The 26,600-nt window shown below is 57.5% G+C and carries 23 protein-coding genes; 4 read left to right on the forward strand and 19 right to left on the reverse strand.

From position 1 onward, the window contains the following. Nucleotides 1-13 precede the first annotated feature (13 nt). Genes FGA82_RS16430 through FGA82_RS16475 form a run of 10 tightly spaced genes read right to left on the reverse strand, consistent with a single transcriptional unit; the run spans nt 14 to nt 12,049 of the window. Complete coding sequence (locus FGA82_RS16430; protein ID WP_141127849.1) at nt 14-850, reverse strand: outer membrane lipoprotein-sorting protein; 837 nt, start codon at nt 848-850, stop codon at nt 14-16. 55 nt (nt 851-905) lie between these two features. After that, entirely contained in the window at nt 906-2,204 is a 1,299-nt protein-coding gene (locus tag FGA82_RS16435) for a DUF1302 family protein (protein WP_141127850.1), read from the reverse strand. 2 nt (nt 2,205-2,206) lie between these two features. Further along, complete coding sequence (locus FGA82_RS16440; protein ID WP_141127851.1) at nt 2,207-2,971, reverse strand: SDR family NAD(P)-dependent oxidoreductase; 765 nt, start codon at nt 2,969-2,971, stop codon at nt 2,207-2,209. Continuing rightward, nucleotides 2,968-3,705 (reverse strand): 3-oxoacyl-ACP reductase family protein, encoded by a 738-nt coding sequence (locus tag FGA82_RS16445; RefSeq protein ID WP_141127852.1) that lies wholly within the window; start codon nt 3,703-3,705, stop codon nt 2,968-2,970. The genes FGA82_RS16440 and FGA82_RS16445 overlap by 4 nt, the downstream gene beginning before the upstream one ends. A 9-nt stretch (nt 3,706-3,714) precedes the next feature. After that, the gene (locus FGA82_RS16450) at nt 3,715-6,585 is read right to left on the reverse strand and encodes an aminotransferase class III-fold pyridoxal phosphate-dependent enzyme (protein WP_141127853.1); all 2,871 of its coding nucleotides are present in this window, start codon (nt 6,583-6,585) and stop codon (nt 3,715-3,717) included. 54 nt (nt 6,586-6,639) lie between these two features. Beyond that, nucleotides 6,640-7,848 (reverse strand): beta-ketoacyl synthase N-terminal-like domain-containing protein, encoded by a 1,209-nt coding sequence (locus FGA82_RS16455; protein ID WP_141127854.1) that lies wholly within the window; start codon nt 7,846-7,848, stop codon nt 6,640-6,642. Continuing rightward, the gene (locus FGA82_RS16460) at nt 7,845-9,140 is read right to left on the reverse strand and encodes a beta-ketoacyl-[acyl-carrier-protein] synthase family protein (RefSeq protein ID WP_141127855.1); all 1,296 of its coding nucleotides are present in this window, start codon (nt 9,138-9,140) and stop codon (nt 7,845-7,847) included. Before FGA82_RS16460 ends, FGA82_RS16455 begins: the two co-directional genes overlap by 4 nt. Then, nucleotides 9,137-10,195: a beta-ketoacyl synthase gene (locus tag FGA82_RS16465; RefSeq protein WP_141127856.1), complete on the reverse strand. Its 1,059-nt coding sequence runs from the start codon at nt 10,193-10,195 to the stop codon at nt 9,137-9,139. Before FGA82_RS16465 ends, FGA82_RS16460 begins: the two co-directional genes overlap by 4 nt. A gap of 1 nt (nt 10,196) precedes the next feature. Continuing rightward, nucleotides 10,197-11,471, reverse strand: a complete 1,275-nt coding sequence (locus tag FGA82_RS16470; RefSeq protein ID WP_141127857.1) for a beta-ketoacyl-[acyl-carrier-protein] synthase family protein — start codon at nt 11,469-11,471, stop codon at nt 10,197-10,199. 8 nt (nt 11,472-11,479) lie between these two features. Next, a complete protein-coding gene (locus FGA82_RS16475) occupies nt 11,480-12,049 on the reverse strand; it encodes an acyl carrier protein (RefSeq protein ID WP_141127858.1) in 570 nt (189 codons plus the stop codon). 513 nt (nt 12,050-12,562) lie between these two features. On the opposite strand from FGA82_RS16475, the gene FGA82_RS16480 reads away from it, so the two are divergent. Further along, a complete protein-coding gene (locus tag FGA82_RS16480; RefSeq protein WP_003177747.1) occupies nt 12,563-12,907 on the forward strand; it encodes a cupin domain-containing protein in 345 nt (114 codons plus the stop codon). Between the two features lie 161 nt (nt 12,908-13,068). Here the strand turns inward: FGA82_RS16480 and mmsB are convergent, their stop codons facing one another. After that, nucleotides 13,069-13,971 (reverse strand): 3-hydroxyisobutyrate dehydrogenase, encoded by a 903-nt coding sequence (gene mmsB, locus FGA82_RS16485; RefSeq protein WP_141127859.1) that lies wholly within the window; start codon nt 13,969-13,971, stop codon nt 13,069-13,071. 9 nt (nt 13,972-13,980) lie between these two features. Continuing rightward, nucleotides 13,981-15,507: a CoA-acylating methylmalonate-semialdehyde dehydrogenase gene (locus FGA82_RS16490; RefSeq protein WP_141127860.1), complete on the reverse strand. Its 1,527-nt coding sequence runs from the start codon at nt 15,505-15,507 to the stop codon at nt 13,981-13,983. A gap of 149 nt (nt 15,508-15,656) precedes the next feature. Between FGA82_RS16490 and FGA82_RS16495 the strand changes: the two genes are divergently transcribed. Beyond that, nucleotides 15,657-16,604, forward strand: a complete 948-nt coding sequence (locus tag FGA82_RS16495) for a LysR family transcriptional regulator (protein WP_141127880.1) — start codon at nt 15,657-15,659, stop codon at nt 16,602-16,604. A 344-nt stretch (nt 16,605-16,948) separates the two neighbouring features. After that, the gene (locus FGA82_RS16500; RefSeq protein ID WP_141127861.1) at nt 16,949-18,052 is read left to right on the forward strand and encodes a hypothetical protein; all 1,104 of its coding nucleotides are present in this window, start codon (nt 16,949-16,951) and stop codon (nt 18,050-18,052) included. A gap of 46 nt (nt 18,053-18,098) precedes the next feature. Here FGA82_RS16500 and FGA82_RS32925 read toward each other — a convergent pair whose 3' ends face one another. From FGA82_RS32925 to FGA82_RS16525, 6 genes are all read right to left on the reverse strand, one after another. Further along, complete coding sequence (locus FGA82_RS32925; RefSeq protein ID WP_432767155.1) at nt 18,099-18,272, reverse strand: gp19.5 family protein; 174 nt, start codon at nt 18,270-18,272, stop codon at nt 18,099-18,101. A gap of 225 nt (nt 18,273-18,497) precedes the next feature. After that, entirely contained in the window at nt 18,498-19,220 is a 723-nt protein-coding gene (locus tag FGA82_RS16505; protein ID WP_432767156.1) for a virion core protein, T7 gp14 family, read from the reverse strand. After that, on the reverse strand, nt 19,105-19,593 hold the full coding sequence (locus FGA82_RS16510; RefSeq protein ID WP_212760539.1) for a phage protein Gp13 family protein: 489 nt from the start codon (nt 19,591-19,593) through the stop codon (nt 19,105-19,107). The genes FGA82_RS16505 and FGA82_RS16510 overlap by 116 nt, the downstream gene beginning before the upstream one ends. Nucleotides 19,594-19,838: 245 nt before the next feature. Beyond that, nucleotides 19,839-23,951, reverse strand: coding sequence for a transglycosylase SLT domain-containing protein (locus tag FGA82_RS16515; RefSeq protein ID WP_141127863.1), 4,113 nt, complete (start codon nt 23,949-23,951; stop codon nt 19,839-19,841). Nucleotides 23,952-24,112: 161 nt separating this feature from the next. Then, nucleotides 24,113-24,631, reverse strand: coding sequence for an HNH endonuclease (locus FGA82_RS16520; RefSeq protein WP_141127864.1), 519 nt, complete (start codon nt 24,629-24,631; stop codon nt 24,113-24,115). A 30-nt stretch (nt 24,632-24,661) separates the two neighbouring features. Then, nucleotides 24,662-25,225 (reverse strand): BRO-N domain-containing protein, encoded by a 564-nt coding sequence (locus FGA82_RS16525; RefSeq protein ID WP_141127865.1) that lies wholly within the window; start codon nt 25,223-25,225, stop codon nt 24,662-24,664. Between the two features lie 100 nt (nt 25,226-25,325). Between FGA82_RS16525 and FGA82_RS16530 the strand changes: the two genes are divergently transcribed. Further along, complete coding sequence (locus FGA82_RS16530) at nt 25,326-26,246, forward strand: HNH endonuclease (protein ID WP_171057296.1); 921 nt, start codon at nt 25,326-25,328, stop codon at nt 26,244-26,246. Nucleotides 26,247-26,251: 5 nt separating this feature from the next. On the opposite strand, the gene FGA82_RS16535 is transcribed toward FGA82_RS16530, so the two are convergent. After that, entirely contained in the window at nt 26,252-26,596 is a 345-nt protein-coding gene (locus FGA82_RS16535) for a hypothetical protein (RefSeq protein ID WP_141127867.1), read from the reverse strand. Nucleotides 26,597-26,600: the final 4 nt, after the last annotated feature.

The raw sequence follows: 26,600 nt of genomic DNA on the forward strand, positions 1-26,600 counted from the left end.
TCGGGGTCGGCGCTTAGCGGGCAGACACGGCAAAGTCCGGCAGGTCACCGGTTTTCAGCCCGCGCTTGATGGCGGTCTGGGTGAAGAGGCGGTCTTCCAGTGAGACGTTGTACTGCAACTGGTTGAAGCGCATTTCCGAGCGGGTGCCGTCGATAAAGTGCTCGGTCTCACTGAGGACGATGCTGTCGATCGAGTCGATGGTTGCGACTTTCTGCGTGCGCATCTGCTTGATCAACACGCCTTTGACGTCGAAGAAATCCTGGCGCATGACCAGGAAGTTCTGCTTGTCGATCCACACCTTCAGCTTGTTGTAACCGGTCTTGGCCAGCACCTCGGGGGAGGCTGGTTCGCGCTCGATCACGTAGCAGTCGCGGCCCTTGATCTGTTCTTCGCCGACGAGTTTCTGCGAGTAATCCTTGACGCGAATCTTGTCCAGATCGGCGTACGAGTACTCACTGCCCATGAACGAGCCGCGCTTGTCGGTGGTGGAGATGCGGCGGGTCTGACGGCTGACCGGCAAGTACATCCACTGGCTGTCTTCCAGGCCGAGGGTTTCGTGCGGGTTTTCGATGTGGAAGGCGACGTCGCGGACGTCAGTCGGCGCGGAAAAGTACATGCTGAACTTGTCGCTGTCCGGGTAATCCTTTTGCAGGTAGGTGAACTCGCGAACGCGGGTATTGCCTTTTTTGTCATGCAGGATCAGCGAAACCTGGGACATGAAGCTGTTCCCGTCATTGCGATCGCGTACCTGACGGATGATCTCATCGGCATTGGCGGCCTCAGCGGCACTGGCGCAGGCGCTACCGAGGATCAATGCGGCGGCGGTCAGACTTTTCAAAAACGGCAACATGACAACTTCCTTTTCGTTGGATGAATGCACCTGCGCGCGCGGCAGGCGTAATGGGTCAGAACAGATAACCGGCCGACAGCCGCACTTGATCGCGCTTGCTGTACTCGCCGAAAGTCTTCTCGGGCTTGCCGAAGAACACGTCCACCTCCAGCCCGAGCTTGATGTAGTCGACCGGCTTGTAGGTGAAGATGCCTTGCAGCAAGGCGTCGTCCTGAAACGGCGGTGAGCCAGCGACCACCAGACGACTCTTGAGGCGGTCCTGCCAATGGGTGCCTTCGGCCGACAGGGTGAACAGCGGTTCGTGTTTGTCCTGCAACATGCCGTCCTGCCAGTCGAGCAGCACTTGTTCCTGCCACTGCGCGGAGATCAGCCAGTCGCGCAACAGGTAGTCGACACCCAGCAACGACTTGACCATCGGCGTGCTGTCGACACCGTAGGCGCGGGTCGGATTGGTCACTCGCCAGTTGTCGAAATACGCCACCTCGCTGCGCACCACGATGCTGTGCCCGGCGTCGATCGCCAGCCCGGCACCGCCCATGGTGTATCGGGGAAACTGCCGTTCCAGCCGCGTGCGGCCGTCATCGGCGAGGCCTTCGACCGCGTACACCGGGTCTTGCTGACGAGCGCTCAAGGCGACAAAACTGGTGTCCACCGCGCCGATCCGGCCGTTGGCGCTCAGGCCATAGGAATAGCCCTTGTCGCCGTCATAGCCGGGTTTGGAATCGAGCAGGAAATACTGCGGGTCCGGCGTAGCAAACAGTGGCGCGGCAAATTCACTGCCCTCTACCGGCGCCCGGTTTTTCACGAAGTCGGTGATCCACAGCGCCTCCAGCTCCCACTCGCCCACCGGTTGCGCAAAACGCACCATGGGCACAGCAATGCGGCTGTCTTCGAGCAGCGGCGTCAGACCATCGCGATAGTCCAGCGGGTTGATCTGATCGAGCACGCGCAATTCATCCGCGCGGCCCCAGACCACCTGCTGCCAGCCCACCGTCACTTCGCCGTCGCCCAGCGAATGGCCGACGTAGAGGTGCCGCCAATCGGCATCGAAACGGTACTTGTCCCGCGCCCGTTCGCTGTACGGATTGTTGCCGTCATAGCGCGCGTCATAACGCACTCGGCCCTTGGCCTTGTAGTAACCGCCCTCCCAGTTGTCTTCCAGATTGGCCTTGAAATACACGGCTTTTTGCGTGACCTGATCATCGCCGTGCAGACGCACGGCCGTGGCCACGCCGACTTCACCGTCGGCGTAATCAGGCTTCAAATCGTCGATGGTCAATTCGGCCATCGCGGTGGGCGCAGCCATGCACGCCCACACCGCATACACGATGTGACTGTTGTGAAATCGAGGCATCGCTACATTCCCAACCCGACACCGCCGTCGATCACCAGACTCTGCGCGGTGACCCCGCCAGCCTCGGGGCTGGCCAGGTAACGCACCATCGCCGCCACTTCTTCGCTCTGAATGAAACGGCGCATCGGCAGTTTCTTCTTCGCGTTGCGCACGATCTGTTCCTGGGTCAAACCGGCAATCGCCGCTTGCGTCGCCAGTTCACCCTGCAACATCGGCGTATCGATCCACGCCGGCAGAATCGCGTTGACGGTGATTTGCCGCGAAGCGAGATCCAGCGCCAGCGCCTTGGTCATGCCGACGATGCCGTGCTTGGAGGCGCAGTACGCAGTGTTGCGCACCTTGCCGGCACGGCCGAGGATCGACGACATGTTGATGATCCGGCCACGGTCCGGCATCAGTGTCAGACACAGCGAGGTCACGTAGAACGTGCCGTTGAGATTGACCGAAATCACCTTGTGCCAGTTGTGCAGATCCTCCGGCTCGTTCTCGTTGCAGATGCCTGCACTGTTGACCAGCACATCGACGTACTCGACTTGCGAGCCGAGGGTCTTGAAGAACGCCTGCATGGCCGGCAGGTCGGCAATGTTCGCCGCGTGGGTTTCGACTCGCGCCTGGATCTGCTCCTGTTGCTCATCGACCCAGCGCTGCAGTTCGGCCAGATCGAGATCCAGCAGAATCAGGCGATTGCCAGCCTCGGCGGCAAAGTTCTCGGCGACCGCGCGGCCGATGCCTTTCGCCGCTCCGGTGATCAGAATGGTCCGGCTCATGGCATCTTCAACCCGCCGTTGACCGGCAGGACCTCCCCGGTCAGGTACAAACCGCGATCGGCGAGGTACAGCACCGCTTCGGCAATTTCTTGCGGTTCCGCGTAGCGCTTGATCAGCAGACGCGACTGAATTTCCTCCTCCTGACTGCCGATCAGCGCCGTACTCATCTCGGTCTTGACGATGCCCGGAGCGACCGCGTTGACGCGAATGTTGCGCGGCGCCAGCTCCACCGCCAAGGCACGGGTCAACGATTCGACCCCGCCCTTGGCGGCGGCATAGTTGCTTTGGCCTTTGCCGGGCTTCTGCGCCGCCACCGAACTGATGTTGACGATGCAACCGCTGCGCTGGCGCAACATGCCCGGCACCACCTGCTGACAGCAGAGCATCGTGCCGATCAGGTTGGTCTGGATTACGTCGATCAGGTCGCGCGCTGACATCGTCGCCAGCAAGCCGTCACGGGTAATACCGGCGTTATTGACCAACAGATCGATACGCTGAAAATGCTGATCGACCCGCTCGAAAAACGCCTTGATGCTGTCGCCGCTGCTGACATCGCATTGCAACGCCAGGCAATCGATCCCCGACGCCTGTACTTCATCGCGCAAGGCCATCGCCGCGACTTCATCGCGTACGTAACTGAACGCGATCTGATAACCCGCCCCGGCCAGGGTCTGGACAATCGACCGACCGATGCCACGACTGCCACCGGTCACCACTGCTACTTTATTCGGCATGACCGTTCCTTAGAGCGAGTTGTCGGTTTTGAACTGCGCAAGGCTGAAGCCGTGGGTCGCCGCCAGTGCACGAATCTGCTGCACTTGCTCACGACTGATGTCGCCGTAGGAGTAGTGCTGTTTCATACCGGACAGGCCCATCAGCACCGACTCGGCCATGCACGCGTACAACTGACCTTGCTTGAGATAGGCACGAACGTTTTTCACCAGGCCATCACCCAGCGGGGTCTGCACGATGCCGCCGTGCATGTAGAGCACGTCGCTGCGTTGGCTGGCGAGGTTCTGGTCAACGTTCAGCGGTACGGCAATGTCGCAGATCACGCTGTTTTCGGCGAAGTGTTCGGCAAAGAGAAACGGCTGCGGTGCGTTCGCGGCGCAGAGCACGATGCGCGCCTGTTTCAGCACTTCAAGATCGTTGCTGACGGTGATGAAGGCGTTTGCGCCCAGGCGTTCCTCGACCAGTTTTGCCACGTGCTGACCCAGATCGGTACTGCTGCCATGGGCCTGCAAGAGCCCGTCGATTCCATCAATTTGCTGCAGGCGACGGGCGAGGCGGTCGTGTTCGGCGACACCCTTGAGGATCGCGCGGGCGGCTTCGGCGTAAATCTGTTGCGCGGTTTTTTCCAGACGACGCAGGGAACCGTCGCGGCCGCTGCCAATGAGGATCAGGTGCTCGACGCTGGTCGACAACAGCGAGGCGTAGGTCGAGGCAATATTGCCCGCCGCACCGACCACTGCAGCGGTCTGCTCGCTCAGTTCCAGGCCTTGCTGCTTGCAGCCCTGTTCGATGGCTTCCAGGCCCATGCCGATGGTCAGGGCGTTACCGGAGGTCAGCGCCATGTCAGGAATCTGCAGCGCCTGGCAGTTGTTGGTAACGATCGAGGTGTACATGCCCAGCCCGGCGACGGTGTAGCCATCGGCGCGGGCATCCTTGATGCGATTGCCGACTTCTTCGCGGATGGTCTGCAGATCGCCGCTGGCGATATACGCCGCCATGGCATCGGAATCCATGCACAGTGGATACAGGGTGAATTCCACGGCGGTGCCGAGTTTCGAGCGAATCTGCACCGGGCCGATGGGCGCGGCCCGGCGCTCGGGCGCCATGCGTTTGATGAACTCGCGCTTCTGCTCAGCGCTCAGGGTCGACAGTGAAGGATCGACGTCGCTGAGCATGTCCGAATCAATCAAATGGTTGATGAACGCCACGCGAGCCACTACGCGCACGTTCTCGTCAGACTTTGGGCGAGTTTCGCTCTCCTTGAAGCTGACCTCGCGCGCCGGCACGTCAGCGATGCTGTCGGCGCACACACCCGCGGCCAGCGGGAAGGCATCGCGGCGGCGCAGCATGTCGCAGACTTTCTGCAAGGAAGCGATCAGTCCGTCGATCTCTTCGAAGGTGATGCACACCGGCGGTTCCAGTCGGATCACATTGGCGTTGCTGCCCGACGGCGCCACGCGCAGCGATTCGAATTGCAGCAGGTAGCCGGCGATGATGTAGCCCAGCGCATCGTTGTACTGCGCCGAGGCCTGAACCAGCGAACTGGTGCCGGTCAGGTCGTGCAGTTCGAAGCCCAACAGCAAGCCGCGACCACGCACGTCGGCGATCACGTCCGGGTAGGCCGCTTTGAGTTCCAGCAGCGAAGACTTGAGGTATTCGCCCTTCTTGTTCACGTCCTTGAGCATCGCGCTGTCGTTCTCGAACAGACGGCGCAGGGCCGACAGGGCGATATGGCAGGACGCATCATCTTCGGCAAAGGTCGAACTGTGGATGTAGCTGAAATCGTTTTCGTAGTGGCTGGCGCGAATCACCGTCGCGGCAATCTTCATCAGGCCACCGCCCAAGGCTTTCGACAGGCAGTAGTAATCACCCTGCAAGTTGAAATGACTGGCGCCAAGCAAGGTGCCGGTGCGGCCGAAACCCGATTGCACTTCGTCGATGATCAGCGGGCATTGCTGCTCGTTGCACAGACGCCGCAGGCCCAGATAGAACTCATTGGCGAACTCGTTGATGCCGCCCTCGCCCTGAATCGGCTCCAGCAATACGGCGGTGATCGCACTGAACGCCTCACGGCGCACCTGCAGGGTGTCGCCACTCCACTCCAGGCTCAGCCAGTGACGGATATGACGGGCCGGCAGTTCTTGCAATTGCTGGGGTTGCTGCGGGTCGATGAACTCGACGTTGAGGCCGAAACGGGCGAACGGCTTGCGGTACTGCTTGCCGTACGTCAGTTGAACGGTGTTCACCAGTTTGCCGTGGAAGCTGCCGCGCACAGCCAGAAACACCGGCTCGACATGCAGTTGCGCCAGGTTGTGCTGACGCACCGCTTCGGCCACTTGGCGCACGGTGACGCAGGACAGATTCTGCGGCAGCAGACCGGCTGGCAACTCGAGATCGTCGATGTCCAGCTCGACGTATGCCTTGTCGCTGGCGACCAGATTGGCGAGGGCGAAATCGCGCTCGTCGAATTGCTTCTGCAGGTTTTTCTGACGACGGTATTCGGCGTGCTTGACGGCGATTTCCACCGACTCGGCGCCACTGTTGGAGAAGGTCGAGATGTAGCGTTCGCTGTTGTTCAGCTCACGGTTGAACGCTTCACTAAGTTCACGCCCCAACTGACCGGCCGCACCGCGCACCGACATCTGCGCGTTGAACGGCACATCGGCGCGCAGCAGGTCGACGAGTTGATCGACAAATTGCGGATCGTTGTGACCATACAGCGCGGCACCGTAACCGCCGAGGAAGTCAGTGACAGTCACCTCTTCGCCCTGCCGGTCGCGGTAAAACAGTTTGCTGCCCAGCGCTCTGTGGAACTGGCATTCGAGGCCCAGGGCCTGCATCAATTCAACGAATTTCGGCCGTACGTAATCGCGGTAATCCATGACAGTTCTATCCCTTGAGTAAAAAATCAGCTGCGTTTCTTTACGTGCCGACGGTCAGTCGGCTGCGTGAAATTCGAGTTGGTAACCGGCGCTGAAACCGTTGTCGTCGCGGTTGATGACCAGGCAATCGTGCAGCACGGCATCGCGCGGCCCGCCGATCACAAACGGCAGATGCGCATCCAGCGGTTGCTCCAGGCCACTGACCGGCGGGATGCTTTGCGCCTGCAAGGCCTGCCGGGCGAAGATCAGGTCAACCAGACTCGGTGCACCACTCAGAATGCCGGTCAGCGATGTGCTGCTGGTGATGTGCGCGGCACCGGTTCGCGCCAGCGTGCGGGCCAGATCGGCATCCTTGTGCGGATCGCCAGTGGCGCTGCTGATCAGAAGATCGACCTGTTTGTCGGGCAAGTTCAGCGAGTCCAGACGCGGATGTGCGAACAGTGTGGTCAGGCATGTTTGCGGCCCTGCCGGCAGGTCATCGGCGCGACGCAATACCAGCGCCGCCGCACCTTCGCCGGCAATGCCGCCACGGCCCTGGCTATCAAAGGCACGCAGGCTTTGCGAACCGTCGGTGCTGATCACCCCCGCCTCGGCCAGTGCAGCCAGCGCCAGCGGATCAAGTTCACTGCCGGCGCCAACCACAATCGCCGCATCCACTCGACCGTTTTGCAGCGCGGCGCAGGCCTCGCGCAGCGCCGCGAGATTGCCGGCCACGCCTTGCATGTAAGCGTTGCTTTCGCACTCCAGTTTCAACGCCAGACTGACCACCCCGAGCAGCCCGTTGCTGAGGCTTTTGAGGACCAGAAACGGATCAAGCGCGCGCTCCTGCAACACGCGTTTGGCCAGACGCTGCATGTCGGCACCGGTCTCGGTCTGACATTCGTGCAGCAGTTCACCGTAAGACGCGAGCGAGGGATGGGTGTAACCGCCCTGGCAGCAATACAGACCAAAACGCACGTTGTCGCGACCCGGTTCAAGCCCGGCTTCTGTCAACGCCTGGCGCACCGCACTAACGCCCCAGATCACCGCCGGCGGACAGTAACGCTGGAGGTTTTGTGCAACGTCCTGACGGCTACGTTGATGATCCCGATCAGCGACGTGTCCGAACGCTATGACCCGCTCGCTGTGGAACAGTGACGAGCTCAGAGGCGAGATCGCGCTACGCCCTTCGCGGGCCGCCGACCAGAAACCCTCAACGCCCCAGCCGGTGGGCAACACACAACCGCTGCCGGCGATCGCGACACGTACAGTGGCGTCAGTCATTGTCCATGCTCCCGATATTTGCCAAGGGCCAGCGAGGTATTGAGGCCACCGAAACCAAAGGAATTGCTCAACGCGTAATCCACTCGGCGGCTGACGGCTTGCCCGGCGCAGTAATCGAGATCGCACTGTTCGTCGGCGTCATGCAGGTTCACCGTTGGCGTCACCAGATCGTTCAGGCAGGCCAACGCGGTGACAATGCATTCCGGTGCGCCAGCGGCCGCGATCAGGTGACCGAACTGTGATTTGTTGGCGCTGACCGCCAGGGTTCGATAATGCTTGTGCTCGGCGAACACACTTTTGATAGCGAGGGTTTCGGCAACGTCATTGAGCGGAGTCGACGTGCCGTGGGCGTTGATCAGATCAATCTGCTGCGCGCGCAAACCGGCGTCATCCAGCGCGGCCTGCATCGCCAGTGCCGCACCGCGTCCTTCCGGTTGCGGTGCGGTGACCTTGTAGCCGTCCAGACTGCTGCCGAAACCCAACACTTCGGCATACGGCGTGGCGCCACGGGCCAAGGCATGTTCGAGGCTTTCCAGAACGACGAAACCACCGCCCTCGCCGGCAATCAGACCGCTGCGGTCACGATCGAACGGACGGCACAGATCAGCGCCCCAGCGTTGCTCGCCCGAAGCGGCACCCAACAGATATAACGCGGCCATGGTGTCGAGGTTGAGCACCGAGTCGGCGCCACCCGCCAGCGCTACGCTGACTTCTCCGCGACGAATCATCTGGAAGGCGTTGCCAATGGCTTGCGAAGCACCGGCACAGGCACTGCTGATGTTGATCACTGGCCCTTCACAGCCCAGGTCGTCGGCGATTACCCGCGCCAGACGGTCGTTGCCCTGACGCAGCGAGCCGTCGGCATTCACTTGCCCGGCCCGCGACATCAGGTACGACCAGCTCGGGGTGCCGCCATTCGGGGCTTCGGTCAGCAGCATGTCAGCGAGCATGTGCTGCGGTGCTCCCGAGGCACACAGTACCGCCGCGCCCCGCAACTGTTCTGGCTGCAAGCCGCTGTCACCGACGGCCTGCGTGGCAGCCACCCAGCCAAACCGGCTGCGCTTTTCCAGCGGCATCGTCCAGGCCGGATGGCTTTGCAGTTTTTCCGGCAACAGGCGCATGTCGACCGGTGCCGCGTAGCGCACCGCGAACGACGCCTCTTGCACGTCGTGCGGCTGCCATGGCCGCACGCAATGTTCGGCGCCGAGCATTTTTTCCCAGAGGGTCTGCCATTCGAAACCGAAACCGGTGACGGCGCCCATGCCGGTGATCACAATCCGTGTCGCACTCATGCGTGCTTCTCCATGGTTTCACTGGCCAACAGCAATGCGCCCCAGTGACCGGCGCGAGTGTGGCTGACAAGCAACGTGTAGCCCGGCGTCGCCGCTACTTCACGGCTGAGGTGCAAGGCCAGTGCGACCTCGGTCAGCAAGCCGCTGGCGCCCATTTCACCGGTCATGGCGCGGGTGCTGCGAATCTCGCGCGGGAAAGCTTCGAGCAACTTCATCACTTGCCCGTCAGCGCAATTGCCGACGATATGCTCGACGTCGCCGACTCGCAGTTTCTCGACACTCAGGACCTGGTCGATTACACGCCGCCCCACCGCCTCAGAGCGTTGCGGATCCGTGCTGTAACCACGGGCAAACCCGGCAATGCGCACCGCGTGTGCCGCACCCGGCGCTGGTGTCGACGCCAGCAACAGCGTGGCGGCGCCCTCACCGAAAATCGGTTCGCTCGCCTGATCCGGCTCGCGCAGGTACAGGGCCGGGGTCAGGTTCGGACTGCTGCTGATCACCAACGCGGCGTCGGCATGCCGCTCGCCAATCTGCTGGCAGGCTTCGATCAGCGCATCCAGCCCGGCGTTGTCCTGGGAACAAAATCCGCCCATTGGCCCGTGGCAATTCAATGCTTCGGCGACATAAGCCATGACGCTGCTGTTGAGCAGGGTCAGCGCATGCAGGGGCGGCGTGTTGGCCAATAACTGCGCCAGTTGTTTTTGCGGCTGTTCGATGATCGCCTGCACCGCATCCCAGCAAGGACTCGGCGCATCGACTTCGGGAATGGCCGCTGTCAGCGCAATGCGTGACGCGGGCAATTGCATCGCGGCCAGTGCTGGCGCCAGCCGTGCGGCGCAATGCAACAGGCGCAAGCCCTGCGGTTCGACGCTGCGCTGGATCTTGCGATCAAACAGGTCACTGGCCAGTCGCGGCGTCGGCAATGCAAACGCCTGACGCTGTGAGTCAAATGCCAGCGGTTGCGCCGCAAAGGGCGTGCCGAGCAAGTCAGCGCATTCACTGCCCGCCACATTCAGCACCGCAGCGGCATTGAGATAGATGGCTCTGTTCATCTCATGCCCTCCCCAGAACCAGCGAGCTGTTGATGCCGCCGAAGCCGAACGAGTTGGACATCACCACGTTGATCGGTTGTCGCACCGGCTCGCTCAAGAACTTCAGCGAAGGGTATTCGGCACGCTCGGGGTCGTAATTCAGGGTGGGCAACAGCACACCGTCACGCAGGCTCATCAGCGACAGCACTGCTTCGATCGCGCCACTGCCTGCCAGCGAATGACCGATGGCGGACTTGTTAGCGGTGAAGGTCATGAAGTCCTGGCAACCGCCAAACAACCGCTGCAGCGCCAACGCTTCACAACTGTCATTGGCCTGCGTGGAGGTCCCGTGGGTGTTGACGTGTTGCACGGCGCTGCGCAGCAGCCCGGCGTCTTCGATTGCAGCTTCCATGCATTCCTCGTATTTACTGCCGTCGCGACTGCTAGAAGTCATTTTCTGCGCCTCACAGACATTCGCGTAACCCAACACCCGGCCCAGTGGCGCAGCCTTGCGCCGCTGCGCGTGCTCAGCGGATTCGAGAATGAACATCGCCGAGCCTTCGCTGAGGACAAAACCGCTACGGTCTGGCATGAACGGGCGACTCTGTTCGCTCGCCGGCAAGTCGGCCTGACAGAGCGCGCCGAGGCTGTTGAACATGTAATAAGGCAGTTCGTTGGCCATCAGTTCGACGGCGCCGCAGATAGCCAGATCGATCTCTCCGCGCTCGATGGCCCGGTAAGCACTGCCGATGGCCATGGTGCCGGCGGCACAGGCATCGGAATGGGTCGAGATGTGATCGCGGATGCCGAGCCGATCGGCCAGATGCTGCGTCTGTTGATCGACCCGCCGGATGAAGGTCGCACTGGACGGTGCCGGACTGTCCAGCAGACGGTCGAGGTCGACACGTCCGGCCTCATCCATGCAACGGCTGAGCCGCTGCAGATCGTGGCTGTCGGCACAGTACTTGTTGGCCCCCAGAAACAGACCGCTGCGACTGTGAGCAAGGTCTGCCGGCGTCAGGCCGGCGTGCTCCAGCGCCTGCTGGGCAACGTACTCGGCCAGCACACTTTGCCGTGGGTGCAGCGCCGCGTTGCCGCCGAAACCGGCCCCGATGCGCTGCCACTGCGTATCGTCGATAAATCCGGCTGCGCTATTGTTGAATCCCAGCGCCTTGAACCGGGGATGTTCGCGGACACAGGATTGCTTCCGGCAAATCCGCTCGAACAACGTGGCAGCGTCCAGCGCCATGGGCGCCACCAGACCGAACCCGCTCACATAGACTTGTCGTGCCCGCATGAGAACTCCTACACCGCTTCTTTGGCGTGAGTGGTGACAAACTGCTCAACCAATTGACGCGACACTTCATCGCCATCCGCCGGCACCAGGCGCGCACTGCACGCGCCACAGACCACTTGTTGACGCTCGTTCAGAACCGCCTGGTGGGCGTTGCAATCCGGGCAGGTGGCCGGCAGGTAGTTGAAGAGATTGCGGCACTGGTTGGCCCAGTTGCGCACGGTAGTCGCGGCGAACACTTGAGCCGGTTGCATGCCCGCCTTCAGTTGATCCGGGGTGTAGGCGCTGAGGCTTTGCTCAAGCAGGTGCTTGCCGCTTTCGGTAATGCGACCGTTGGCGAGAAACTCGCTGGCATCACCGCAAACCGCCACTGCATGGTCGAGCACGCTGGTTTTCGGCAGTGTGCAGCCATATTGGCGGCCCAGCTGGAAGCTCAGGTCGACGATGTCCAGCGAGTCGGCACCGAGGTCTTCGACAATGCTGCTGTTTTCTTCGATGTCATTCGCACCCATCACCAACAGCTGCGCGAGGATTTCGCGAGTGCTGGCAACGACATGTTCCAAGTCCAATGGATTGTTCATTTCTATCTCCCTATATGTCGTGACTACTTCATTAATTCGACTTATGAAAAGTAACTTTTCCCACAGCAACTTCTCACGCGGCGGGAATCTAAACTCTGCCCTTAAGGGGAGAGTCAACGAACTATTCAAGGTTTTTTTACAACTCGAAAAAAGTCTGCAAAACCCCACAGACACCGCACCTCCTTGGTGCGGCGAACGACTTATTTACTTAACAAAGACGGGGTATGGTGGGGCGCCCGCGCTATCGGGAAGGCTGACTATCGAAAGCAACTAAGGACGCAACGGAACCGACGTACTAAAAGCAAAAACCAGACAAGTAAAATAGTTATAACTTCATAACCTTTGTTTTAGATCAGTACTGCCGTTAATTGATTTTGCTGGAAGGTTTACGCCTCCATCCGAAAAACGCTGGCAGCGTTTATGGATATCTGAATGTCGAGCACAGACATCTGGGCAGAAGCACGGCGCTATAGGGTGCAGCTTCCGTTTGATCGCCTTGTCTGGAGCCGACACATGACTGCCCCTATCACCGTTCTGCGCGACACCCATCCGCTGCCGGTTCTCGATGCCTGCAAATGGGAAAAACTCGAAGGCGACCCGCACACCGTCAACCTCAACGCCTACACCAGCGAAGACGGCAGCAAGATCATGGGCACGTGGATCTGCACCCCCGGCAAATGGCGCGTCGATTATGTGAAGTGGGAGTACTGCCATTTCCAGGAAGGCTACTGCGTGATCACCCCGGACGGCATGGCGCCGATTCATCTGCGTGCTGGCGATATTTTTGTGGTTGAACCGGGCATGAAAGGTACGTGGGAAGTGGTTGAGACCGTGCGCAAATATTTCGTGTTTGCCTGATGCAAAAAAGCCGGGAGATCACCCGACGTGATTTCCCGGCAAATGTCCCAGATTCACTCGAATCCCTGTGGGAGCTAGCCTGCTGGCGATTGCGGTTGATCTGGCGAAAATGAGTTGCCTGACACTCTGCCATCGCTAGCAGGCTAGCTCCCACAGTGTGTTCAGCGCTGTCCTTCTATTGCAGGCTTGCGATAGCTGTTGATGATCGCCGAGAAATCCTTCCCGCCATCCCCACGCTGACTCATCGCCTGATACAACTGCTGCGCCACCGCGCCGAGCACCACCGGCTGATGCGCCTGACGCGCCGCTTCGGTCGCTAGCCCCAAATCCTTCAGCATGAGTTCCGCGCCAAACCCGCCGGTATACCCGCGCGAAGCCGGCGCCGTTTCAACGATGCCTGGCCACGGGTTGTACATTTCCGAACTCCAGCAGCGCCCGGTCGAGCTGTTGATGATCCCGGCCAGCACCGAGGTGTCGATCCCCAGCGCATCCCCCAGCGCCATCGCCTCGCTGACGCCGACCATCGAAATCGCCAGCAGCAGGTTATTGCAAATCTTGGCGATCTGCCCGGTGCCGACTTCGCCGCAATGCACAATGTTGCGGCCCATCTGCGCCAGCACCGGTTGCAGCGTGGCGAACAGTTCCGGGGTGGCGCCAACCATAAAGGTCAGCGTGCCGGCAGTCGCACCGCCAGTACCACCGGACACCGGCGCATCGGCCATGGCCACGCCTTTTTTCGCCGCAGCGGCCGCTACATCGCGGGCAGTCTGCGGATCTATGGTGCTGCAATCCACCGCTGGCACACCTTGGCGAATGCCAGCCAGCACACCGTCCTCACCGAGCCAGACACTGCGCACATGTACCGCCGCCGGTAGCATGGTGATCACCAGTTCGGCGTCTTCGGCGGCTTCACGGGCCGAAGCGCGAATGCTGCCGCCCAGTTGCTCCAGTTCCGCCAGCACGGTTTTGTTCAGATCGACCAGACTCAGCGAGTGGCCAGCCTTGATCAGGTTGCGCGCCATCGGCGCGCCCATGTTGCCCAGACCGATAAATGCGATTTTCATGGCAGTTCCTCAGCGCAGGTTGATGGTGGTGTTCACGCCGTCGTTGACGCTGTCGTCATCGAACCAGCGCGCCGTGACCGTTTTGGTCTGCGTGTAGAACTGCACCACTTGCTTGCCGTACGGGCCGAGGTCGCCGAGTTTCGAACCGCGCGAACCGGTGAAGCTGAAGAACGGCACCGGTACTGGAATCGGAATGTTGATGCCGACCTGGCCGACGTCGATTTCGGTCTGGAATTTACGCGCCGCCGCACCGCTCTGGGTGAACAGGCCGGTGCCGTTGCCGAACGGGTTGGCGTTGACCAGGGCGATGGCTTGATCAAGGGTGTCGACTTCCAGCACCACCAGCACCGGGCCGAAGATTTCCTGGGTGTAGATCTGCATGTCGGTGGTCACGCCCGAGAACAGGGTCGGGCCGACAAAGTTGCCTTGCTCGTAGCCCGGCACCTTGATGTCGCGACCGTCCAGCTCAAGTTTGGCGCCTTCTTTGATGCCGCTTTCGATCAGATCGAGAATCCGCGCCTTGGCTTTTTTCGAGATCACCGGACCGACATCAGTACCCGGCTCGTTGCCGGCGTTGACGGTGAGTTTCTGCGCCAGCGCTTTCAGATCCGGCAGCCATTGTTTCGCCGCACCGACCAGCACTACCACCGAAGTGGCCATGCAGCGTTGCCCGGCCGCACCAAAACCGGCGCCGACCAGTGCATTCAGCGCTTGCTCGCGATTGGCGTCGGCCAAAACCACAGCGTGGTTCTTCGCGCCCATCATCGATTGCACGCGTTTGCCGTGTTTACCAGCCAAGTCATAGACGTGAGTGCCGACAGCGGTCGAACCGACGAAGGACACGGCTTTGATGTCCTTGTGCGTGCACAGGCCATCGACCACGTCTTTACCGCCATGAACCACATTGAGCACGCCAGCCGGAACACCGGCCTCGATCGCCAGCTCGACCAACAGCATGGTTGACAGCGGATCCTGCTCCGAAGGCTTCAGAACGAAAGTGTTGCCGCAGGCGATGGCCATCGGGAACATCCACAGCGGAATCATCGCCGGGAAGTTGAATGGCGTGATGCCGGCGCACACACCGATCGGCTGGCGCAGGGTGTAAGTATCAACGCCGCCGGCGACGTTCTCGGCGAACTCGCCCATTTGCAGGCTGCCGATGGAGCAAGCGTGCTCGACCACTTCCAGACCACGGAAAATATCGCCCTCGGCGTCGGCAATGGTTTTGCCCTGCTCGGCGCTCAGCACTACAGCGATACGTTTGGAGTGTTCGCGGATCAACGCTTGCAGCTTGAGCATGATGCGCATGCGCGCGCCGATCGGGGTCAGTTTCCAGGTCTGGAAGGCGTGCTGGGCAGCGCTGACGGCAGCATCGACTTCAGCGGCGGTGGCGAACGGGACTTTCGCCAGCACTTGCTGGGTGGCCGGGTTGACGATGTCGTGCCATTCGGTGGTCTGCGACTCGACCCATTCGCCATTGATCAGCAGCTTGACCTTTTGGACCGTGGTTTCGTTGGGCGTAAGCGATGCGTTCATGCTGGTCTCCGAAACTTGTTTTTATCTTAGGAGCCAAGGCGAAAGGTTCGCCTTGAGATGAGGCGTGTGTCACGAATTGGTTGTCGGACTGTTTTTGGAGTATAGATGTGCAAACTTCTAATAAGAACGCACATATAAGCCCGTCCATCATGCAAAAAAACATCACCTCGCTAGGTTCGCTGAACTGGGACGACCTCAAGTTTTTCCTCGAAGTCGCCCGCACCCGCAAGGCCAGCACTGCTGCCAAACGGCTGGCTGTCGACTACACCACCGTTTCGCGGCGGATCAGTTCGCTGGAAGCGGCACTCGGCACCTTGCTGTTCGAAAAGTCGCGGACCAGCGGCTTCGTGCTGACCACCGAAGGCCAGCGTTTGCTCGGTTATGCGGAGTCGATTGAAAGCACGTTGCACATGGCCTGCGAGCAGGTCTCCGGTTCTGGCGTGGCGCTGTCCGGACATGTGCGCATGGGCTGCACCGAAGGTTTCGGCAGTTTTTTCATCACCCCGCAGTTGAGCCATTTCGTCGATGCCTACCCGGCCATCTCGGTGGACATCTTGCCGCTGCCGCACTTCATCAGCCTGTCCAAGCGCGAAGCCGACATCGTCATCGCCCTCGAACGGCCGGAGCATGGTCCATATGTGTGCTGCAAACTCTGCGACTACCGTTTGCAGCTCTACGCGACTCAGGACTATCTGGACAAACACCCACCGATCCGCCGCCCGGCAGACTTGGGCAAGCATCAATTCATCAGTTATGTGGATGATCTGGCGTTCAGTTCGGAGCTGCTGTACCTGGCGAACGTGCTGCCCGGCGCCAGCGCCAACTTGCGCAGCACCAGCGTGATCGCGCAGTTTGTCGCCGCGCAGCAAGGGCGCTCACTGGCGATTCTGCCTTGCTTCCTCGCCGCGCAGGATCCACGCCTGCTGCCGGTGTTGCCGGAGGAAATCGACATCACCCGACAGTTCTGGATGTACTGCCGGGAGGATCTGAGGAAGTTGAAGCGGATCACCTTGTTGTGGGATTACATCCGCGAAGTGACCGAGAGCAATCAGGGTCTGCTGATGGGCGAAAGCCGTGAGATGCAGTTCGCCGATTAACTGTTCTTCAAGGAATCAGGTAGCGGCATCGTAACGAGGTCAGCAGGCTTTTGCCAACGGTTTGTACCAGTTGTTGGTACGTAACTTGTAACACTGAGAGGCCCTTGCAGACACCGAAACGCGCCAGCTTCCAGAGGCCTGCGCGGGCGCGATGAGGACCCCATGCGGGCGCACGATAAGGCTCAGGCGCGAGGGGCCTACGGGGGAGCTTTGGGCTGTAAAGACATTGAGGTGGTCATTCAGATTTTTCTGTCAGATTCTCAAGGACTCATGAAATTGGCTGCGGCACCACCAAGCTCCGGGTACGATCCTCGCTCATAGCAGAACAAAGGGGGGTAAATGTAATGCTTAAAGGTGCGAAGGCGGTCTACCGCATATGGATTGTTTCAGCCATCATAGTTTTCATTTTAGGATTGCTCATTTTCGGGGCTTATTGGCATTTCCTTCCGAACATCTCTAATGACCATACTGCTTGGAGCAGCTTTGGATCACTGCTAAGTGGCTTCTTCACTTTGAGCGGCGTGATCGCGACCATCGCCACACTTTTGTTCCTCAATGCGCAGAATCAAAACCATCAGAGTTTCGTCGAGTGGCAAATCAAAGCTTTAACTTTAGATCACTACATAAACCACCGTAGGTTATTCATTGAACGACTGGTAGAACTCCAGAACGCCCACAATAACGCATTCCGCTTCCCCAGCACTGAATCATCCTACAACGGCATTTTTCCACGCAATAACCCAACCAATGTAGACACTGTAGTCCTCCCCATACACGACGAAAACTCTCACAATGTTTTAGGAGAACTCAAAACTCTATTCGAACAGACATTCAGGCTGATCAAATTACCTGAGTGGACGACGGCAGACATAACAAACTTATTTACGTGCCTGTCTTTCATTAGCTACAAATTAGACATTGAGTGGGTTGCCGAGACGATTGATGGTGATGTCCTTCACGACGGTGATAACATCGGGGTGAACATTTACTTTCTTGAGGACGGAATCCGCAGGCTTATCTCAATATTAAACTCGCATCTCTTCTTCACCGGAAATCCCGCAATTGAAAGCACCAGCATCAATATTGGAGGATTCCAAAGAGACGCCATTATTCGACACTTCCTTCAACATCGCTTTAACAACGGCATAATCATTTTTAAAGAAGCTCCCAGCATTGTCGAGTTCGAAGAGTTATACCTTGAACTCGAGGCCGCGCGAGACTCCGAGGGTAGGAGGCTTCTCCCTGGCACCCATAGATGGCTCGACATTATATTTTCGCTCAAAGATCCGTTTGACAGTTTTCGTGAAGGGCTAATTCAAAGCACTGTATTAAACAGCGGCATGCACGAATGCACCAAAATACTGGAAGATTTGAGTGTGGACAACCCGAATTACGATTATCTAAAAAAATTGAATCTGCGACTTCTAAACTTATCTCTCAACCTTTAATCCATCGCACAACGCTCGGACAGGATGCCAAACTCGAAATCAATCCTTAGTTAGAACAATCACCGAGTAAAATACATGCGACCTCCCCAAGGGCTTGCCCCAAAGGACCACCCTGAGCAACTCCCAGAGTGACAAGGAGCAGACCAAGAAATCGATAGGTGACACGATGGGTATCCAGAGTGCGGAGTACAGCAACACAGGTCTTCCACCGTGTAGTCATCGCATACCCCTCCTTGAGCTGTAGGGTTGTGGTGTTTGATGATAACCACCATCTGATAGCTCAGCTTCAGGACACCGTGGAGAAGAAACATAAGGCCTATCTGTACAGGTAACTTTAAGTCCCCCTATGCTTATAGTGGGTGTTTCTGGAGGCCTTACAGACCGGGCCTCTCAGAGGTGGTCATTTTGAAAAAATAAGGGAACCCGTTGAGGTCCCCTTTGGGTATTACCGTGTGCCACCGTTCTGCACGCTTGCGCTGTTACCACCTGCCGGGGTCCCAGAGGCGCCCTTACCAACTTTACCGCCCGCCGCTGTATATCCTTGAACGCCAGCCGACACGATGTTGAGAGCGTTCGCGATGTTGTTCACCTTGTATTTGTTGCCACCCAGACCACGTACAGCGGCCTTGGAATTCTCAGAGCTGCCCACGCGATTCGCGAAGATGGCTTGATAGTCGCGTGTGTAGTTGTCCGTGATGTTCATCTTCTGAGCGGACGCATCATTTGCCACTGAGTTCTTCAGGCGGTCCATCGAGTTACCTGCAAGTCCAGACTCGCCGATAGCTGTGTTAATGGTCCCTTGGTTCCGCATGGCCTGAAGGTTGACTTCAGTGAGCTGCCGGCGGGCTTCATCGTTCTTATCTACAGTTGCAAGCTTCTGGTCGTTCTCAGCGAAGTTCGCTTGCTTGACCACTTCGTTCTGCTGCTTGCGTTCGTTGTCGGTCATCTGACCCTTGGCCTTGGCCCCTTCAGATGCACTCATAGCCGCGCTCATGGCACTAACTATCGCAACGGTGGCAATACCTCCTGTTGGGTCGCACATAAAAATCCTCCTATAACCAAAATTGTTTGAAAGGAAAACCAGCCGGGCTGATGGAGTGGTCAACTTGGAATGTTGCCCCAAGTGCCTCCAAAAGTCGGACGTGAGCGCGATTGCCAACAGCGACATAGTTCGTCAGCGCTACTCCGCTGGAATTCCCGCGCTTGATGTCTTCCAAGTGACTCTTCAGTATTCTGTAGAATCTATACCGTTCGGCTTTCGAGAGCCCCGTAACCACGTTCGTGGTAACAAACCAAATGCCTCCCTGAGCATGCCCGCCCACAGCCAGCACACGGGAGCCCGACTTGATTGCGTGAGTTGTCTCGTCGAGGGCCTTAGGAAAAACCTCGGCAGGGTCGCGGTCTGATTGCATCGAATGAAAATCTGAGAGGTCACCAGCGGATAAATCATCTGCCGCCTCATGCAGGTCAGCGAGAGTCGCTTTTACTTTATAAATTCGGGCATCGCCGACATCAAGGCAGGCAGTTTTAGTAATGGTCATGTTTCATTTTCTCCATAATAGATTCGCGCTCTGGCCGACCTCCACGGCCATCAACTCGACCTTGTGGAGGGTCTGAGCGTGGTTCCAGGAGGCAGCCAATGGCGCGAGTGGATTGATTGCGGGATTTCCCATGACAAGCGGTTTCAATGGCCTGCGAGGAATCACGTGGATGCTCTATAAGAGCTGCGGAAAGCCCAACGGAATGAACCACTCCGTTAGCTGGATGCAGACTGTGGGACTGTGTTTTAACGAATCTCTACGCCCTGCCCTTCCATCATCATCAGCAACAACTTCTGGCTGACTGGATCGTTAGGCACGAGCCCACGAAGGCCATTGAAAACGCCTGTCATGTACTCTTGGTCTGCACGGCGGGAGTCCGTACCGGATGCACCAAAGGCGTTGTAGCCGACCTGTCCGACGCTGGAGAGAACCCCATAAGCCGGGACTTGTTCAGCCACCCGACCGAGTACCGCTGTGGTCCGGTCGTCCTTCGTTGCGCTGTACTTCATGGCACCTTGCGGACGTTGCTCTTTTGGGCCCCGTGGGAGAATCGAGGAACGGACCATTGCGGCCTGATCGAATCCTAAAGGTGCCGCGACGATGTTCACCAAGCCCAAGGGAGCGCCTATGTGGGAACTGCGTGACACAGCCGCATAGGCCAACATGTTGGGATCAAGAGATTGCTTTAGGAACTTCTCACGCTGATCCTTGGGCATCCCTGCCGCTTGGCTGTACTTCATTGCGACGTAGCCAGACACAGCCAGACCGGTCGAAAGGACAGCCTGCATGGTTTGGTCAATCGCTCGCCCATTCTTGGTCGCATCGTGATAGCCACGGATCAGCCTGGAGTTGACTGAGCGCATCGTGAAGTTCTTGAACTGCATCGCCATCTTCACGCCAGCGCCGTAGGCCTCGGTGTCCGTCGAAGAGAATTTGTGAGGCCGTAGAATTGTTTCATCAGCGATCTTATCGCCCATGCGCCAGAGGTCCATTGTCCGAGGATCACGCTGGAAAGCTGCACGATCAGTGACCTTGTAGGACCCGTCAGGCTGCTTCTTCACGTAGTTCGCAATGAGGTCCTTCATCCCGGCGAATTGCTCAGGCGTGATCGACATCGACTTCAAGCGTTCAGCATCAAAGAGCTTCGACGTACGGCCGGCCACGACATGATTCACGAAGTCTGAAAGGACCCCTTGACGGCCCGCGTCTGCGATGTAGTTGGAGGACTCAGTTAGGAACTTGGTGAATGGAGACCACGCCGCTGCCTCCTGTGTGCCGTACTTGATTGTCCCCACGACCTGAGCGAGCGTCGGGTTGGTATTCGCATGGTCTCTTAGGCGCTGAATGATGTCCTGACGAGTTGGGCGAATGTGGTTATCCAACTCACGCCCGAAGACCATCAGATGCATGTCAGCAAGATCGTTAGGCTTAATATTGGAACCCCATGTGGTCATGTCCTTCAGGAGCGGGATACCCTTCAGGAGCATCCGTGTATGCCCCTTGGTCACCATTGCGGCAACCTCAGTGATGGACTGGACACCCATGTAGGCATTCTTCGCAAAGAAACTCATGTCTGTCAGGGAACGAGCGGCAGTCGCAAGCGCGCCTTCAGGGTCTCGACGTGCCCGCCCTGTCAGAATCTTTACGGACTCTTCGAGGGCCTTACGCTCGGATGCCACAGGGGTTTTCACCTTAGTGATGTCGTGGAGGAGTTCCGCTGTGGTTCTCCCTGTAGCACCCATGATCCCAATGTCACCATTAACACGGCGGTCATAGCTTGGAGTGATGCGTGATAGATCGAACTCACGAAGGTCATTAACTGCGAACTGAGAACCATCCGACAAAGGTACGGCCATGTCTGAATCAAACAGGTGGCGTCCTTCGAGGAAGTTGTTGGAGGCCAGCTCCATAGAGCCGGGGATGCTTCCTTGGTCACTCAGGGATAGAAGGTTCGACGCGTCGAAGTCTTCCGACTTAGCGACACCGAAAGCCTTCCGAGTGGCGTAGTCCTCTACCAGCTCATCCAAGATTTCTTCACGAAGCTTCACGGCGTCCACTGGCACCGGAGGCTTCTTACCGACCGGCTTGGGCATCCGCGCCTTCAGCTCTTCCTCAACAGCAGCCTTCAGGTAGTTATCGACACGAGATTTGACATGAGGGCGAGCCGCATAGCTGGCCAACCACGATTCCTTAATGGCGTTCTGAAGGCCGTCCTGACCGCCAAACTTTTGAAGGTGAAGGTTCTTGGCGGCGCTCGAATAGATGTTAGGAATGTAGGAACCAGCGTGACGCGTCTCGGGCAATACAGGGCGAGCCTTGCGGTTGCCAAACTGAGCCGGTGCGGCCAGATAGTCACCCTTGAGGTCGTAGTGGCTCTTAACGGTGTCCATAAGCTTTCGCTCGCCTGCTGTGAGTTGAGTCAGCTTGTTACCCGACACCTCCTCAATGGCCTCAGCGACACGGCGAAACGCACGCTCAATGTGAGCCTGACGGCCACCATCGGTCATTGCATAACTCGGGTCCTTGATGGCCTCCAAGACCTCTTCCGACATCTTGTTGTAGGTCACATGGTCCTGACCTTGGATTCGCTCAATGATGTCCGAAGCGGTAGCCCCGAACTTACCGTTAGAGCCCGTGACGGTCCCTGTAGGAGAGCGGAACAACTGGCTACCAATCGCCAAAACATCAGGGCTTTCAGAGCGATTCAGCGTGTAGCCTATCTCTGTAAAGCCACCCATTGAGACGCCTTTGGCAGCACGATCAGGCATGACCTCAGCGGCCTCAGCCAGAAGCTTAGGATTGAGGGGATTGGTGGCTGAGAGGATTGAGCCGTCTTGCAGGCGAACAGCGCCCGGCTCGCTCGGATGATCCACGTAGGTGACGCCAAGTGCTTCTTTAGGCTCCTCACCGGCCATCCATGGGAAACGTGAAGGGTCTTCCTGACCCAACTGACGGGCTGTCTCGCGGGCCTCCAAGCGCATGCTCTGAGCTGCAAAATCGTTAAAGTCAGGCTCCATCTCAGGATGAAGGCTAACGCGTTCGTTAGGTAAAGCAGACTCGCCATGCCGTGCAAGAATCGCCTCAATATCCCCGTCAGCCATCTCAGGACGTGGGGCACTTTTAGACGCGGCTCTAAAAGCTTTATCAAAGAGAACTGTAGCGCCTGCACCAAATAGGGCCCCACCAACCAATGCGGTTCCATAGTGGCCCTCAATACCCGTCATGTTTTCTCGAAGACGCTCAGACGCCACGGCGGCAGCGCCTGAATACATTGCACCTTGCGCAACACGGGAGATGAGACGGAGACCTGAAGTCCCAGGCAGCGGCACGTAGGTCATTGGGTCGAGGCCAGCTCCTGCAAACCCGCTCACAATTTGCGAGCCCGTACCTGTCGCGTAGATGCGCCGCTCGTACTCCATGTTTTCCTTTGCCATGGCGACGGCGCTTGGCAGATTGGCCCGATTGCCTTTGGCGTAGTCCTGCACGAAGCTGAAGTATTGAGGATCTACACCTTCCCTGCGGATCGTGTCGTAATCCTCAGCGGTCCACTGAGAGTTGTCTGTAGAGCTAACCCATTCGAGCGGGTCATGATCTTCCTGTGTGGCATAGCGGAAAATCGAGGCCATCGGAGAAGTCGCCAGTGCGGCAGCAGTAGCATCACCCAAGCCCTCAAAGGTGTCCTTATCGGGCTTCCCAATGTGGTCTTTGAGCGTGATGTAGTCCTGTTGCGTTTGCGGCGCTGTACCGCCATCAAGATTCATGTTCCCCAGTTGGGGCAGGTTTTCACCTACACGAACCTTCGAGGTTGCCGCCACACCCTGAGTTGCTTCCTCAAAGGTGACGGCTTGAGCCTTTGGGTTGATGCCGGGATTGGTCACCTCCTGCGCATCGAACCACTGACGAGATGGCGAATCACCGGAAACGTCCAGCAGCTTGCGCATGTAGTTCTGCCCTTCTGGACTGATCTTCGTGAAGTCACCTGTGTCCAGCGCAGCCAATTGCGGAGAACCTAAACGGCCCTGACCTTGGTTGTAGGCCAATGCGGTTTTCAGCAAGTCGCCCTTATAGGCACCACTGAGGTCTTTGAGGTGACGTGCAATTGCAGGGACTGCTTTCTGCGGGTCCATACGATCTTCAGGAGTCATTAAGCCGTAGGCTTTACCGGTCAGCTCTGTGAACTGTCCGAGACCCAAAGGGCCTTTAGGAGATTTGGCGGTTGGCTCAAAGCTGGATTCGTTAAAAATCAGCTTATGCATGAAGTCGAAGGGGATGTTGTTGCGGTCAGCTTCTTGTCGAATCAGGCTGTCGTATGGCGTGCCTTGGGCCTTCACCGATGCGTAATCGTAGTTGGTTGTCATTTGAGTATTTTTCCTTTTGTCTGACTTCCCGCCGACCTCCACGACCAGTTCAAAGCGCCCACACTCAGGGCTCCGGCATGGTTCGGAAAGTCAGACAGAAAGAAGCTTTGAATGATGGTTCACTCTCTGGCGGTCGGGCCTGAGAAGCGGTGCATTTGCGTTTATTGGTTTCTGGCGTATTTGCCGTGATGCCGCTTTCGAACTTGATCGAGGTAGTTCGTTGCTGTACGTATTGATGCAAGTACAGCGCGGTGTACGCCACTATCAAGTGTCACCTGAGCCTGATACATACCGTTCGGTAGTTTGCTGACCCCTTTAGGAAGATCACCTTTCCCACGTTTACGCGCATTTCGTAAGTTTTCCTTATTGGTGCAGCACCGCAGATTGCTAACGTGATTGTTCGATATATCGCCGTCAATATGATCCACAACCAAGGGCCCTGGGTCCTCGGCTGTATGCATAAAGTAGACGACTCGATTTGTTCGGTAATGAAGGTTCTTGAATTTGAATCGGTAGTAACCTTCACGGTCCCTACTTAGAACAGGGCCTATTTTTCCGTTCTTGCCGCCTCCTGCTTTTATGCGAGAGAGCCCCGAAGGACTGCCGGCGTCGATTTTGAAGTTATCGAGCAATTTGCTTAGCTCGGGCATGGGGAGGTTTCGATTTTCTGTCTGGTTCATTGAGTGCCCTCACGGTGTCCTGACGGGATGTCATCGCTTATAGTGGGGGTCTATATTTGGTGTCTTGACTTTACTCAAAGCACTACATGATGTGTTCGACAGCATGGCTTTTAGCTGACTAACCTCACTCGTGAGATTGCTTACGCCTTCACGCAGGGTCTTCAGCTCATCCATCACGCTCTGCGCGATTGGATTGGTGGACTGTTCGGCGTCGTACTTGCCTGTCTTGCGGATGGTCGGTAAGACCTCTTCAGTGACCCACTTACGGAACGGCTCAGAGGCCGGTGAACGACTGCGCAAGAGCATCTGATAGACCATCGGTTCATCCAGTAGCGAAGTAGCTGCGTGGTACGCACGTCCGTTAGCCGCCTTGGGTATCTCTCCTACCTGATTGCTGTAGGAGACAATTGTTTCCCCGAGGGTGCGGTGCATAGAGCAGGCCTTGCTTGCCTTGAAGTTGCCCACAGCGCTACTCGGGTTTTTCAAGCCAGCCGCACGGGCTACCTGAGTGGCGACAAACAGTAAATCGTGTCCCGGATGGCCGGTCAGAACGTCCAGCTCGATGCCCATGAAATTGCGTTTTTCAAATTGCACCTTGGGACGCTGTTTGTGCGTGATAAAATTTCGCTAAAGAGTAGAGTGCAATATCAAGCAGCCATAACAAGATGTGATGACAAATAAGTTTGGAGAAAGCATGAGTCACGGCCCTACACACATTCCGCCCAGAGGCATCTGTATATATTGCAAGCGCTCAGGATTGCGACTGACAGATGAGCACATCTTGCCATATTTTATAGGTGGCGCTCACGTACTTAAAGAAGCAAGCTGTGATGATTGCGCAAGGATAACGTCAAGCTTTGAGCGTGATGTTTCGAGGGAGCTATGGGGAGATGCAAGAATAGCCTTCGATGCACCTTCCCGCCGAAAAAAGAAGCGACCAAAAGCAATCCTAATGCCGGATCAATACAATCCTGGTGAATATCTTCGCATTCCTGCTGAAGAATATCCTGCGGCTATGGTGTTTTATCGAATGCCTAAAGCAGGAATACTGCAAGGGGTCTCCGAGGAGGTCGATTTATCAGGGGGCTGGCAATTTTGCTCACCTGTGGACACAGATAAAATAGAAAAGTTTACGGTTAAATATGGCCAGCGCCCCGTTATGAAGTTTAGGCACGTCCCAGAAAGCTTTGCGCGTCTTCTGGCTAAAATAGCTTATGGTCAAACATTATGTTCGCTTGACCCTGACGATTTCCGACCAGTTTGCGTCCCGTACATTCTTGGCCAGAAGAAAAACCTTTCTTATATCGTGGGAGGAAGATGGAGCTATCCTGAGATAACCCCTGAATTAGGATATGAGATGAGGACTAATTGCATTAAATTTCCGGGGAGAATGTTGATTATTGTCGAAATCAGAATCCTTCCTAATACTGGGACTCCGGCTTATCACGTTTTGGTAGGCGATGTTGAGGGAGAAACAGAGTCCAATAGAGTCTTCAAAAAAGTCGAAGCAACTTACTCAGTCGAAGTCACGGATATAAATGCATATAAGCCACTGGAGGATGATACGTTCCACTGGATGCCCTCAAGGTGGCCTCTACCTGCTTGGGGACTGTAAAGCCGTTATTTTCTGTTACCTTTGAAAGGCCGTATGGCATCAACAAGCGCCGCACGGTCGCCAGTATGTCTCGCCCTCAAAACCACACCCAATGCAGCATCACGGGTCAACTGAGTGAACACAAACTGCCTCTTAAAAGAATCTTCATAAAAAGCTTCCTGCGCAACCACGGCACCGCCAACCAGACTCCAAGTGGTCAAGCCTTCAGGGCCTTCCACACTTTCGAACAGACCCAATTCAACGAATTCGTTAAGGGCTGCAGTTAGGCTTACCTTGAGGTCTACATGACGTCTCTTAGGTGTCGCCTTTGCAATAGCGAGGCTATCGGTTACGAAGTGTGGAGCCGGCATAGAG

This window comes from Pseudomonas fluorescens (assembly GCF_005938625.1).
In the GTDB taxonomy this organism is placed as follows: domain Bacteria; phylum Pseudomonadota; class Gammaproteobacteria; order Pseudomonadales; family Pseudomonadaceae; genus Aquipseudomonas; species Aquipseudomonas fluorescens_BD.